Source organism: Paraburkholderia sp. 22098 (genome assembly GCF_052045935.1).
In the GTDB taxonomy this organism is placed as follows: Bacteria; Pseudomonadota; Gammaproteobacteria; order Burkholderiales; family Burkholderiaceae; genus Paraburkholderia; species Paraburkholderia caledonica.
Genome location: NZ_JBQEPV010000009.1, coordinates 192,624 through 204,335 on the forward strand (window position 1 = coordinate 192,624; position 11,712 = coordinate 204,335).

Here is an 11,712-nt window from a genome sequence, read left to right on the forward strand (position 1 = left end):
TGCGCCGATGGTTTATAGTATCGACCCCCGCCAGAACCCGCTTACGATGACTTCCAACGACGCCGCCCATAGCCCCCTGTACGCCAAGCTCCTCGCCGAAACAGCGAAAATCGGCTGGCCGGAACTGGAACGCTTCTTCGCGCGCGGCATGCTGTTACGCGTCGCGAGCGACCTCGATCTCGTGAGCGTGGCCGAAGCCATCGCCAGCGACGACACCGCGCAGATCACGCAATGGCTGTCGGCGGGACTTGTCGAGCGAGTGCAGTCCGAAACCGCCGCGGACTTCGCCGCGCGCGACCCTGACCTTTGGGCCGTGGTCGTTTCTCCGTGGATTTGCGTGCAGGAACGCCATTGAGCGAAGCGGCGTCAGGCGTCGAACATACGGCGCCCGCGCTGCCGGTGCGCTGGCATCGCCGCGTGCTTGCGCTTGCATTTCCGATCGTCCTCGCCAATCTGACCCAGCCGATTCTCGGCGCCGTGGATACCGCCGTCGCCGGTCATCTGGACGGAGCGGCGTATCTCGGCGGCGTCGCGCTTGGCGGACTCTTCTTCAACTTCGTGTTCTGGGGCTTCGGCTTCTTGCGCATGGGCACGACCGGCCTCGTCGCGCAGGCGCACGGTGCGGGCGACCACGCGGCATTGCGCGATAACGTCGTGCGAGCACTATTGCTCGCGGCCGCGATCGGCGCCGCAATACTCGCGCTGCAGGTGCCGCTGATCGATTACGCTTTGCGCGCCATCGGCGGAAGCGACGCTGTGCAGCGCAACGCACGCCTCTACTGCCACGCGCGCATCTGGGCCGCGCCGCTCGCGCTCGGCAACTATGTGGTGCTGGGCTGGCTGCTCGGCACGCAGCGCGTGCGTCTGGCGCTGTTGTCGCAGGTGTTTATCAACGGCGTGAACATCGTCGCGGTGTTCCTGTATGTGTATGTGTTCAATTGGGGCGTTGCGGGAATCGGCGCGGCCACTGCCACCGCCGACGCGCTCGGCTTCGTGCTCGGCGCGGCGCTGCTGTGGCACGGCAGGACGCGCGGCCTGCCCGCCCTCACTCGGCAGGCGCTCTTCGACGCCGCGGCGCTGCGGCGCCTGATCGTTCTCAATCGCGATATCTTTTTGCGCACGCTGTGCCTGCTGCTGTCGTTCGGCTGGTTTGCGCACCTCGGAGCGAAACAGGGCGACGCGACGCTCGCCGCGAACGCGCTGCTGCTGAACTTTCAGACCTTCATGGCTTACGGACTCGACGGCTTCGCACACGCCGCCGAGGCGCTGGTCGGCGCGGCAATCGGCGCGCGCGACCGGCACGCGTTCGTCCAGGCCATCAAGGTTACGGCGCTATGGTCGGCGCTCGGCGCGCTCGGCTTCGCACTCGTGTACGCGGGCCTGGGTTCGTGGATCGTCGAGCGCCTGACCGATCAGGCAGCCGTGCGTGCCACGGCCGAGCGTTATCTGCCTTGGGCGGCGCTCTCGCCGGTGGTGTCGGTAGGCGGCTATGTGCTCGACGGCGTGTTTATCGGCGCAACACGCACGCGAGAACTGATGACGTCGATGGTCTTGTCGTTCGCGATTTTCGTCGGCGCCTCGTGGCCGCTGCTCATGCTGTACGGCAACCATGGCCTGTGGGCCGCGATGCTTGTCTTCATGGCCGCGCGTGGCGCGACGCTTGCGCGTCATCTGACGAAAGTGGTTACGAGCGTGGGGGTGTAGCGGCGAGGGCCCGTCGGTTTTCCCGCTCGCGCTCAACGCGCTACCGGCGCGGGCACCATTGCGGGCGGACGGGTGTCGGTGGGCACACCATGATAATCCGCGGGATCCTGCGGCGGGGCCGCGTGGTGGCCGGATGGTTCGTTTGCACAACCCGCGACACCGGCACTCAGGAACAAGGCAATCATCGAAACACGGAACATGGACGGTAGTCTCTCTTATGGGAAGGAACGCAAGGCGTGAGCGCCGGAGCTGCGGAGCGCGAGAGTCTACCCGCAACGCTCGTTCCATGACGCGGCGCGCGCAGTCCGGTCTGCCGTTTCGCGATGCGTGACCTACTATAAAGTCACAGCAGAACGTCAAAGGAGACTGCCATGGACGCTGAATCGGTTGCCGGTCTGGTCGGACTCGGGATCGGCCTCGCCGTGCTGCTCGCACTTTCGATTTTTGAATCGAAGACATATCGACGCGAACACGGCGAAGGCATGCTGCATCACTGGCTGACTCATCAGCACGTGCACATGCCGCACTGGAAGCGCCGCCGGCACTGAAGGTTTTTGTGCCTCGTTCGATTGCAGGTTGTCCCGCGATTGCGGGAGGGGCGCTGTCGTGTCGGTCGAGGTGTGTGGTCTGCTCATGTTGCGATTGAGGCGCCACGGCTGGCCGGGTTGCGCCTGAGCCTGTCACGCCCAGATCTGTCCCGCCTTGAGCCTTTCCCGTCAAGCGCCGATCCTGACCTTCCGTGTCGGGCCTTGGCCTTCGTCTGGCCTGCTCTCCGTCCGGCTTTGTCACTGTGTGCTCTACTGGGCCTCGTCACGCTCTCCTTCGCCCGCCGACTTACCACTGCCTTGGTTGCACCTCCGACTCGTCCGCGTCGTCAAGCATTGCCTCTCCCCAACGTTCCGCGTGGGGCGCAGCCGGCACTACAAGCTTAGGCACACGCATTGCTGATTGGCTGGCTGCAAGCAGCGCACGTTGCAGGTCGCTCATCGCGACGGGCAATTTGCGTCGGATCAACGAACCATGCGGCCCGGCATTCGTCGGAGCCGGACAGGGAGAACTCAAATGACAATCGGAACCATCCTACTCATCGTGCTCATCCTGCTGCTGATCGGCGCGTTGCCGACCTGGCCGTACAGCAGCGGCTGGGGCTACCGCCCGACCGGCCTGCTCGGCGTTGTGCTGATCATCGTCATCGTGTTGCTGCTCATGGGACGTATATGACGCGGCTATTTTTGCTTCGACGCAATTCGCGATTGACTCTGGCACCTAAAGCCACGTAGAATCTCGGATTCGTCGGAGCGTAGCGCAGCCTGGTAGCGCATCTGATTTGGGATCAGAGGGTCGAAGGTTCGAATCCTTTCGCTCCGACCACGAAAAAAGCAGCAACGGCATCACAAAAACCCGCGTCGCCTCCGGCTTCGCGGGTTTTTGCTTTTTGCATCCGAATGAATGCAGATGAGCCCGAGGCCGGGCTCGCGATCTGCTAAAACAATTGCAACCGAAGCGCGGTTCAGCCGACGGAGCAAGCTGCCCCGCTGGACTTCAAGCCCGCGCCCCAGCCTCGGAACCATGCAGCGCCGCATGCAAAGCACTGCAACACCCGCATCCAGACTCGAGGAGCCACGCATGAATCTGATTCTCTGGCGTCACGCCGAAGCCGAGGACTACGCCGCCACGGATCTCGCCCGCGCACTCACCACTCGCGGTCGCAAGCAGGCGCAACACGTCGCCAAGTGGCTGCGCACGCGTCTGCCCGACGACGCCGTGATCCTCGCCAGCCCCGCGGTGCGGACCATCCAGACCGCGGAGACGTTGAGCGATCAATACCGTGTCGTGCGCGAGCTGGCGCCGAATGCAAGCGCGCAAGACGTGCTCACCGCATCCGGCTGGCCGAAGGGCATCGCCGAAACGGTGGTGATCGTGGGTCATCAGCCGACGCTCGGCCACGTTGCCGCAAAGCTGCTTGCGAACAGCGACGCCAGCTGGCCGCTCAAGAAAGCGGGCCTATGGTGGATCGCCAGCCGCGAGCGCCACGGCGACGACCAGGCGGTGCTGCTCGCAGCGATGACGCCCGAACTCGTCTGATCCGAGCGGCAAACGGCGCGCCGCCAACGTCCGCAAGCCCGGCGCGGCGCGGACACGGAACGCCAATCGGCAAGCGACGCGGCACCCGCAGCTTTCATACAGTCATCCAATCGTCATGGCTTTGCCATGCGAGCGTCACCGGGCGTTACTACATTGGCGAAAAAAGACTCATCCTTTTTTCGACCAGGACGCCCCAATGCGAGAACTGCCGACGCCTACCCTGCCCCTCGCTTCGATCTTCGAGTCGCGTCGCCTGCCCCGCGCCGAAGAGACGGTCACCGCCCAGCACCGCCTGCGAGTCACGTGGGCTCGCACCGACGAAGAGCTTCGCGAGGCGCAGCGTCTGCGTTACCGCGTGTTCGCCGAGGAAATGGGCGCTCGCCTGAGCGGCCCTGCAGGCCTCGACGTCGATCCGTTCGATTCGTACTGCGATCACCTGCTGGTGCGCGATCTCGACACCCTGAAAGTGGTTGGCACCTATCGCGCGTTGCCGCCGCATCAGGCGGCGCGCATCGGACGTCTATACGCGGAAAGCGAGTTCGACGTCTCGCGTCTCACTCACCTGCGCGCGAAGATGGTCGAAGTCGGCCGCTCGTGTGTGCACGCAGACTATCGCAGCGGCTCCGTCATCATGTCGCTGTGGGCCGGACTCGCGGCTTATATGAAGCACAACGGCTACGAGACGATGCTCGGCTGCGCGAGCGTCGCGATGGTCGACGGCGGGCACTATGCAGCGAACCTCTATTGCTCGCTGCGCGATAGCGCGCTGACCGCGCCGGAATATCGCGCATTCCCGCACACGCCGCTGCCCGTCGACGAACTGCAGACCGGCGCGAATGTCGCACCGCCGCCGCTCGTCAAAGGATATCTGCGACTAGGTGCGAAGATTTGCGGCGCACCGGCATGGGATCCCGACTTCAATACCGCCGACTTTCTGACGCTGTTCCGTCTGTCGGACATCAACGCCCGCTATGCGCGCCACTTCCTCGGCGATGCATTGCCGCGCTGACAACGCTCGAGCGAGCTTGCAAGCAGAAACAGAAAAGCCCGGTAAAAACCGGGCTTTTCTACATGTGCCGCTTGCTCTGCCTACGTACTGACAGAACCGGACATCGACACGTCACTCGTCCGTATAGACCACTCGATACGGAATGCCAACCTTTTCCCACTCCGCGGCTTCCTGAATCAGGCTGTAGTCCGTAAGCGGATTATTGGCGACCCACTCGTTAGGCAAACGCACCTCATACCCGCCGTTGGCCTGCGCGACCGTGATGCCAGGCAGACCGACATCGGCACGCCGGCGGCATAGCAGTGCGGCGAGCCGCAAACAGAACAGCAGCGGCCACTCCACTTCGCGCGTTTGCGACAGCTTGCCGAGCTTGCCTGCATGACCGAGCACGAGCGCGGCAAGCCGCGCCTGGTCGGTGCGCGAGAAGCCGGGCATGTCTGCATTGCTCGTGATATAGGCCGAATGCTTGTGATAGGCGCTGTGCGAGATCGACAAGCCGATTTCATGCAACGCCGCCGCCCAGCCGAGAAACATGCGGTTCTCCTGGCGGCGTTCTTCGTCGGGCTCCGCGAACTGATCGTAAAAGCGCACCGCCAACTCGCCGATGCGCCCGGCCTGCGGACGATCCACGCCATAGCGGCGCATGAAGCCTTCCACTGTGACCGTGCGCATGTCTTCGTGTTGCGAACGACCGAGCAGATCGTAGAGCACGCCGAGTCTCAAAGCGCCATCTGTCGTATCGACGTAATCGACGCCCAGTTCGTCGAACACCGCGATCATGATCGAGAGGCCGCCCGCCAGCACCGGGATCCGGTCGCCCTTCAACGCAACCAGCTTAAGACGATTGACGTTCTCCGCCTTGATCAGCGCACGCTTCAAACGCTCGAGGCCCCCGCGCGAAATGCCGTGCGTGATGCCTGCATCGTTAAAGCCGTTTGCCTCGACGAGTTCCGCAAGGGCACGCGCCGTGCCGGACGAGCCAATTGCCTGCTCCCAGCCGGTTTTCTTGTATTCGGCCGAAATGATCTGGATTTCGCGGCCTGCTGCAAGCTCGGCCTGTCGCATCGTGTATTCGTCGACGTTGCCTGACGGGAAAAATGCCCGGCTGTGGCTCACGCAGCCGATGTACAGGCTTTCCATCTTGATCGGCGTGTAGTGCGAGCCGATGATGAACTCAGTCGAGCCGCCGCCGATATCGACCACGAGCCTCTTGCCCGGGCTCGCGGGCACGGAGTGTGCTGCCCCGGCGTAAATCAGCCGTGCTTCCTCGCGGCCGGCAATCACCTCGATCGGGAAGCCTAGGGCGGCTTGTGCTTCGCCGAGGAATTCGCCCGCATTCTTCGCGATACGCAATGTGTTGGTCGCGACCGCGCGAACGTGGTCGGGATGAAAGTCGCGCAGCCGCTCGCCAAAGCGCTTCAGTGCATCCCAGCCGCGCACCTGTGACGCGCGATCGAGCATCTTGTCGCGCGACAGACCGGCGGCGAGCCGCACGGGCTCACGCAATGCATCGACCTGATAAATCTGGCTGCCCGCGTCGGTTTCCTCGACCCGGCCGACGATCAGCCGGAAGCTGTTCGAACCAAGGTCGACTGCAGCAAGGAGTTGTGGGGTATTGACCATCGGGTATGCGGACTCCATGCGCGCGAGCGCGGCAGCGGTGGATGTGAGCAAGGCGGGACCGTCACGCGAGGTTCCCTTCGTCTTGCGGCCGGCCGCGCTGTTCAAAGACGCCATTCTAAGCGTACCGGAGCTCACGATGTCACCTCGCGGAGATGGGGGTGCCCCATGGTCCCATACGGACTGCGTCATATTGACGACAGGCGAGGAATACAGCGTAGAATTTATAACATTGAGAATGTCATAACAACGTCATCATACTGTGAGAATTTCCGAGCGTCTTTCTGCCTCCATATCTGACATTCCATTCTCGCTGCCGATGTCCATCCGCTACCCCTTATTGAATCGCGAGCTGGGCATTCTGGGTTTCAACGAGCGTGTGTTGGCGCAAGCCGCCGACCCCGCCGTCCCTTTGCTCGAACGCCTGCGCTTCATCTGCATCACCAGTAGCAATCTCGACGAATTCTTCGAAGTCCGCATGGCCGGACTGCAGGAGCAGATGCGCGACAACCCCGGTGCGCTGTCGCCCGACGGCATGTCGCTGCAGCATGTCTACGACCTCGTGGTCGAGCGGGCGCAAAAGCTCGTGCATCGGCAGTACACGATGCTGCACGACACCGTGTTCACCGCGCTGGAGGCAGAAGGCATCTACTTTCACGGCACCGAAGCCTGGAGCGAAGCGCAGACCGAATGGGCGCGCAACTACTTCTTCGACGAACTCCTGCCCGTGCTCACGCCGATCGGCCTCGATCCGGCGCATCCGTTTCCGCGTGTGCTGAACAAGAGCCTGAACTTCGTCGTCGAACTCGAGGGCAAGGACGCGTTCGGCCGTCAGGCGATGATGGGCATCGTGCAGGCGCCGCGCGCCTTGCCGCGCCTCGTGCGGATGCCGCAAGCACTGTCGGGTTATCCGCATGGTTTCGTGCTGTTGAGTTCGCTATTGCAGCGCTTTGTCGGCGAGCTGTTTCCGAACCTCGTCGTGCGAAGTTGCAATCAGTTTCGCATTACGCGCAACAGCGAACTGTTCGTCGACGAAGACGAAATCACGAATCTGCGCGTCGCGCTACAGGGCGAACTTCCCGCGCGGCACCTTGGTAACGCGGTACGCCTCGAAGTATCCGCGGAGACACCCGCGCATGTCGTGCGGCGCCTGCTCGACGAGAGCGGCCTGTCGAACAAGGACTGCTATTACGCGGACGGCCCCGTCAATCTCGTGCGTCTGATGCAATTGCCGGAGATGGTGGATCGGCCCGATCTGAAGTTCGTGCCGCACATTCCCGCGATCCCTTCCGCCATTGCCAACGCAGCGAGCATGTTCGACGTGATCGATCAGGGCGACGTGCTGCTGCATCATCCGTACGAAAGTTTTCAGCCGGTTCTCGAACTGCTGCTGCAGGCTGCGAAAGATCCAAACGTCGTCGCCATCAAGCAGACGATTTATCGCACGGGCACCGACTCGCCGCTGATGGACGCGCTCATGCAAGCGGCGCGCAACGGCAAGGAAGTGACGGTGGTCGTCGAACTGCTCGCGCGTTTTGACGAAGAGACGAACATCAACTGGGCCTCGCAGCTCGAAGCTGTCGGCGCGCATGTGGTGTACGGCGTGGTGGGCCACAAGTGCCACGCAAAGATGATGCTGATCGTGCGGCGCGCAACGGTGGGCGGCAAGATGACGCTCAAGCGCTACGTACATCTGGGCACCGGCAATTATCACCCGCGCACTGCACGCCTTTACACCGACTTCGGCCTGATGACCGCGGATCAGAAAATCTGCGAAGACGTGCACCACGTTTTTCAGCAACTGACCGGCATTGGCGGCGAACTGAAGCTGCACGAGTTATGGCAGTCGCCGTTCACGTTGCATCCGAAACTCGTGGAAGCAATTCGCGCCGAAGCGGAGCATGCGCGCGCCGGCAAGAAAGCGCGCATTGTCGCGAAGATGAACGCGCTGCTCGAACCCACGGTGATCGCAGAGTTATACGAAGCATCGCAGGCGGGCGTGAAGATCGACTTGATCGTGCGTGGTGTGTGTTCGTTGCAGCCGGGCGTGCCGGGCCTGTCGGAAAACATCACGGTGCGCTCGATTGTCGGGCGCTTTCTCGAACATCACCGCATCTACTATTTCTACGACGACGGCCGCGAGCAGGTGTATCTGTCGAGCGCGGACTGGATGGATCGCAACTTCTTCCGCCGCGTGGAAGTCGCGTTCCCCATCAACAATCGGCGGCTCAAACGGCGTGTGATCGCAGAAGGCCTGTCGGCGTTTCTCGGCGACAACCAGTCTGCGTGGCTGATGCAAAGCGATGGACACTATCGTCGGCGGCGTCCCGGCAAGTCCTCGCGCAATGCGCAAATGAGTCTGTTGACGAAGTTCTGTCCGTGAAGGCCGGCGCACTCCGCGTCGAGCGGGTGAACGCTGCCACGTATATAAAAAAAGCCCGCTTTCTAGCGGGCTTTTCTTTGAAGCGAGTGCTTCTCACGCATGCGCCGGTTGCCGCCGTGTCGTGCGGTACACCGGGAATCTCACGGTAAAAGTACTGCCGCGCCCCTCCTCGCTTTTCACGTCGAGTTGCGCATCGTGCCGTTGCAGCACATGCTTCACGATCGCGAGTCCGAGGCCCGTGCCGCCCGTGTCGCGCGAGCGGCTGCGGTCGACACGATAAAAGCGCTCGGTTAGCCGTGGAATGTCGGCAGCCGGAATACCCAGGCCGCTATCCGTCACGGAGAACACGGCAGCGCCGGCTTGCGCCTGCCAGCTGACCTTGATCGCGCCGCCATCGGGCGTATAGCGAATGGCATTGGTCACCAGATTGCCTAGCGCGCTCAGAATCTCGGTTTCGACGCCGGTCACCGTGAGCCCCTCGTCGGCGTCGAATGTAATCTTGTGATGGTCGCTCGACAGGCTCTCCGCGTCGTCACGCAAGTGCCGCAATACGGCGCGCATGTCGATCATCTGATCGCTCGGCGGCTTGTTATCGCCTTCGAGTTTCGCGAGCACGAGTAGATCGTTCACGATATGGCGCATGCGAGACGCCTGCTGCTCCATCAACTCCAGATAACGCGCGCGCTCGGTTTCGGCTAACGGCAACTCGCGCATCGTCTCGAGAAAACCGGAGAGCACAGTGAGCGGCGTCTTCAGTTCATGAGACACGTTGGCGACGAAGTCACGCCGCATCGCGTCGGTGCGCTCAAGTTCGGTGATGTCTTGCGACAGCACGAGCTTGCGGTTCTCGCCATAAGGGAACACCTGCACGGAGAGCACGTTCTGCCGCTTCTCGCCCATGCCGCGCATGATCAGCATTTCTTCGTAGTGGTGCGAGTTCAGGTAACGCACGAAGTCCGGCTGACGCACCAGATGCGTGATGTGCTGACGCAAATCGCGCTTCGCGTCGAGCCCGAAATGTACTTCGGAAATGGCGTTGCACCACTCAATCTGATCGTGGTCGTCGAGCATTGCGACGCCGTTCGGCGACGCTTGAATTGCCTGAATGAAACGCGAATGCTGCTGCTCGACCTGGCGCACCTGTGCATGCCAGCGCTTCGCGAGCTTGTGCAACCGGTAATAGATTTCGCCCCAGATGCCGGGCGCACTCGGCACTTCGCCGTAAACCGGCGCGTCGAGCAAACGCCACAAGCGCTCTTTATGGAAGGTACCGAAGAAGCTTTGCAGAAGCAGCATTACGACCGCGAGGATCAATGCCGCCTTCACATTGACCAATGCGCCGACCACCACGCACAGTATGGCGAGCAGCACGATCGAAACGATGGAGCGCGCCCAGATGATGTTCATGGTCTAAACGTTCGAAGAGAGCGGCGAGCGCGCCGCTACCCATTGATCAAGCGATCAAGCGCTTTTGGCCAGACGGTAGCCGCTGCCGCGGACCGTCTCGATCATAGCATCGCAGCCGGCCGGCTTGAGGGCCGCGCGCAGACGCTTGATGTGCACGTCCACCGTGCGCTCTTCGACGAACACGTGGTCGCCCCATACCTGGTCGAGCAGTTGCGTGCGGCTGTGCACGCGCTCGGGATGCGTCATGAAGAAATGCAGCAAACGGAATTCGGTCGGGCCGAGATCGAGTTTGATCTCGCTGCCTTCCGCGTGCGCCGCGACACGATGCGTTGCCGGATCGAGCTTCAACCCATTGATCGCGACGACGTCTTCGGTCAATTGCGGCGCGCGGCGGCGCAAAACCGCCTTGATGCGTGCCATCAATTCTTTCGGGGAAAACGGCTTGGTGACGTAGTCGTCGGCGCCGATTTCGAGGCCGAGCACCTTGTCCTGTTCATCGCCGCGCGCGGTCAGCATGATGATCGGAATGTGCTTGGTACGCTCGTTGTTGCGCAGGTCGCGCGCGAACGCAATACCCGACTTGCCCGGCAGCATCCAGTCGAGCAGGACGAGGTCGGGCAATACGTCGCTGATCAGGTTCTGCGCCTGCTCGGCGTTGTACGCGCGAATCGGGCAGTGTCCGGCGTGTTGAAGATTGACCGAAATCAGTTCGGAAATCGCGGGCTCATCTTCAATGACGAGAATGCTGCTGGGCATCGGCACCTCTGGTCCTTATCTCTGGATTAACTGAGTGCTTCGCGTTCGAGCGCGTCGCGCGACTTGTGCCGCACGTCCGTACCCTTCACGATGTAAATGATGAACTCGGCGATGTTCTTCGCATGGTCGCCGATCCGCTCGATGGCTTTCGCGATGAACAGAAAATCAAGGCCCACCGAAATGGAGCGCGGATCTTCGGTCATGTACGAAATCAGCTTACGCACGAACGCGCGGAATTCTTCGTCGATCGCTTTATCGTCGCGCACGATCTGCGCAGCGGCGACCGTGTCGAGACGCGCGAACGCGTCGAGCGCGCGGCGCAGAATCGACACCGCCATTTCGCCCGACAATTTGATTTCGGCGATATTGATGGTGCGCGATGCGCCGTCTTCCATGAGACGCTTGGTGCGCTTGGCGATTTTCTCGGCCTCGTCGCCCGCTCGCTCCAGATTCGTGATGGTCTTGGAGATTGCGATCAGCAAGCGCAAATCACGTGCGGCCGGCTGACGGCGCGCGATGATGTTGCTGCATTCCTCGTCGATCTCCACTTCCATCGTGTTCAGGCGGTCTTCTGCCGCGATCACTTGCTCGGCGATGTCGAGATCGAACTCGTTGAGCGCCTGCATCGCTTTGACGATCTGCGATTCGACGAGGCCGCCCATTTCGAGCACCTTCGAGGAAACCAGATTCAGGTCGGCGTCGAACTGGCTGGACAGGTGTTTATCGGACATGTCGTACTCCGTTGTTT

At 62.1% G+C, this 11,712-nt stretch carries 11 protein-coding genes and 1 tRNA gene; 8 read left to right on the forward strand and 4 right to left on the reverse strand.

From position 1 onward, the window contains the following. Window positions 1-46: 46 nt before the first annotated feature. The 7 genes from ACTJLB_RS20430 to ACTJLB_RS20460 all read left to right on the forward strand — a co-directional run bounded on the left by ACTJLB_RS20430 (window position 47) and on the right by ACTJLB_RS20460 (window position 4,798). Window positions 47-355 carry a DUF2288 domain-containing protein gene (locus tag ACTJLB_RS20430; protein WP_027804863.1) on the forward strand — a complete coding sequence of 103 codons (309 nt, stop codon included), beginning with the start codon at window positions 47-49 and terminating at the stop codon, window positions 353-355. Then, window positions 352-1,704 (forward strand): MATE family efflux transporter, encoded by a 1,353-nt coding sequence (locus tag ACTJLB_RS20435; RefSeq protein ID WP_440784297.1) that lies wholly within the window; start codon window positions 352-354, stop codon window positions 1,702-1,704. The genes ACTJLB_RS20430 and ACTJLB_RS20435 overlap by 4 nt, the downstream gene beginning before the upstream one ends. 371 nt (window positions 1,705-2,075) lie before the next feature. After that, window positions 2,076-2,252, forward strand: coding sequence for a hypothetical protein (locus ACTJLB_RS20440; RefSeq protein WP_020069448.1), 177 nt, complete (start codon window positions 2,076-2,078; stop codon window positions 2,250-2,252). A 514-nt stretch (window positions 2,253-2,766) separates the two neighbouring features. After that, window positions 2,767-2,925 carry a DUF3309 family protein gene (locus ACTJLB_RS20445; protein ID WP_020069447.1) on the forward strand — a complete coding sequence of 53 codons (159 nt, stop codon included), beginning with the start codon at window positions 2,767-2,769 and terminating at the stop codon, window positions 2,923-2,925. Window positions 2,926-2,998: 73 nt separating this feature from the next. Continuing rightward, window positions 2,999-3,075: transfer RNA gene (locus ACTJLB_RS20450), tRNA-Pro, on the forward strand. Window positions 3,076-3,330: 255 nt separating this feature from the next. Then, complete coding sequence (sixA, locus tag ACTJLB_RS20455; RefSeq protein ID WP_020069446.1) at window positions 3,331-3,789, forward strand: phosphohistidine phosphatase SixA; 459 nt, start codon at window positions 3,331-3,333, stop codon at window positions 3,787-3,789. Window positions 3,790-3,985: 196 nt separating this feature from the next. Continuing rightward, a complete protein-coding gene (locus ACTJLB_RS20460) occupies window positions 3,986-4,798 on the forward strand; it encodes a GNAT family N-acetyltransferase (RefSeq protein ID WP_087754221.1) in 813 nt (270 codons plus the stop codon). Between the two features lie 111 nt (window positions 4,799-4,909). On the opposite strand, the gene ppx is transcribed toward ACTJLB_RS20460, so the two are convergent. After that, window positions 4,910-6,535, reverse strand: coding sequence for an exopolyphosphatase (gene ppx / locus ACTJLB_RS20465; RefSeq protein ID WP_020069444.1), 1,626 nt, complete (start codon window positions 6,533-6,535; stop codon window positions 4,910-4,912). A 202-nt stretch (window positions 6,536-6,737) separates the two neighbouring features. Here ppx and ppk1 point away from each other — a divergent pair, with 202 nt between their 5' ends. Further along, window positions 6,738-8,801, forward strand: a complete 2,064-nt coding sequence (gene ppk1 / locus ACTJLB_RS20470) for a polyphosphate kinase 1 (RefSeq protein WP_027804861.1) — start codon at window positions 6,738-6,740, stop codon at window positions 8,799-8,801. A 93-nt stretch (window positions 8,802-8,894) separates the two neighbouring features. On the opposite strand, the gene phoR is transcribed toward ppk1, so the two are convergent. From phoR to phoU, 3 genes are read right to left on the reverse strand one after another with little or no spacing between them, the layout of a single operon-like run. After that, window positions 8,895-10,208 (reverse strand): phosphate regulon sensor histidine kinase PhoR, encoded by a 1,314-nt coding sequence (gene phoR / locus ACTJLB_RS20475; RefSeq protein ID WP_020069442.1) that lies wholly within the window; start codon window positions 10,206-10,208, stop codon window positions 8,895-8,897. Window positions 10,209-10,262: 54 nt separating this feature from the next. Continuing rightward, entirely contained in the window at window positions 10,263-10,964 is a 702-nt protein-coding gene (gene phoB / locus ACTJLB_RS20480; RefSeq protein WP_006051991.1) for a phosphate regulon transcriptional regulator PhoB, read from the reverse strand. A gap of 26 nt (window positions 10,965-10,990) precedes the next feature. Continuing rightward, on the reverse strand, window positions 10,991-11,695 hold the full coding sequence (gene phoU / locus ACTJLB_RS20485; RefSeq protein ID WP_020069441.1) for a phosphate signaling complex protein PhoU: 705 nt from the start codon (window positions 11,693-11,695) through the stop codon (window positions 10,991-10,993). Window positions 11,696-11,712: the final 17 nt, after the last annotated feature.

What these genes read in the sequence shown, in the direction of transcription:
- sixA (WP_020069446.1), top strand. Translation starts at nt 3,331, where the DNA reads ATGAATCTGATTCTCTGGCGTCACGCCGAAGCCGAGGACTACGCCGCC.
- ppk1 (WP_027804861.1), top strand. Translation starts at nt 6,738, where the DNA reads ATGTCCATCCGCTACCCCTTATTGAATCGCGAGCTGGGCATTCTGGGT.
- phoB (WP_006051991.1), bottom strand. Translation starts at nt 10,964, where the DNA reads ATGCCCAGCAGCATTCTCGTCATTGAAGATGAGCCCGCGATTTCCGAA.
- phoU (WP_020069441.1), bottom strand. Translation starts at nt 11,695, where the DNA reads ATGTCCGATAAACACCTGTCCAGCCAGTTCGACGCCGACCTGAATCTG.
- ACTJLB_RS20445 (WP_020069447.1), top strand. Translation starts at nt 2,767, where the DNA reads ATGACAATCGGAACCATCCTACTCATCGTGCTCATCCTGCTGCTGATC.
- ppx (WP_020069444.1), bottom strand. Translation starts at nt 6,535, where the DNA reads ATGGCGTCTTTGAACAGCGCGGCCGGCCGCAAGACGAAGGGAACCTCG.
- ACTJLB_RS20460 (WP_087754221.1), top strand. Translation starts at nt 3,986, where the DNA reads ATGCGAGAACTGCCGACGCCTACCCTGCCCCTCGCTTCGATCTTCGAG.
- ACTJLB_RS20430 (WP_027804863.1), top strand. Translation starts at nt 47, where the DNA reads ATGACTTCCAACGACGCCGCCCATAGCCCCCTGTACGCCAAGCTCCTC.
- ACTJLB_RS20440 (WP_020069448.1), top strand. Translation starts at nt 2,076, where the DNA reads ATGGACGCTGAATCGGTTGCCGGTCTGGTCGGACTCGGGATCGGCCTC.
- phoR (WP_020069442.1), bottom strand. Translation starts at nt 10,208, where the DNA reads ATGAACATCATCTGGGCGCGCTCCATCGTTTCGATCGTGCTGCTCGCC.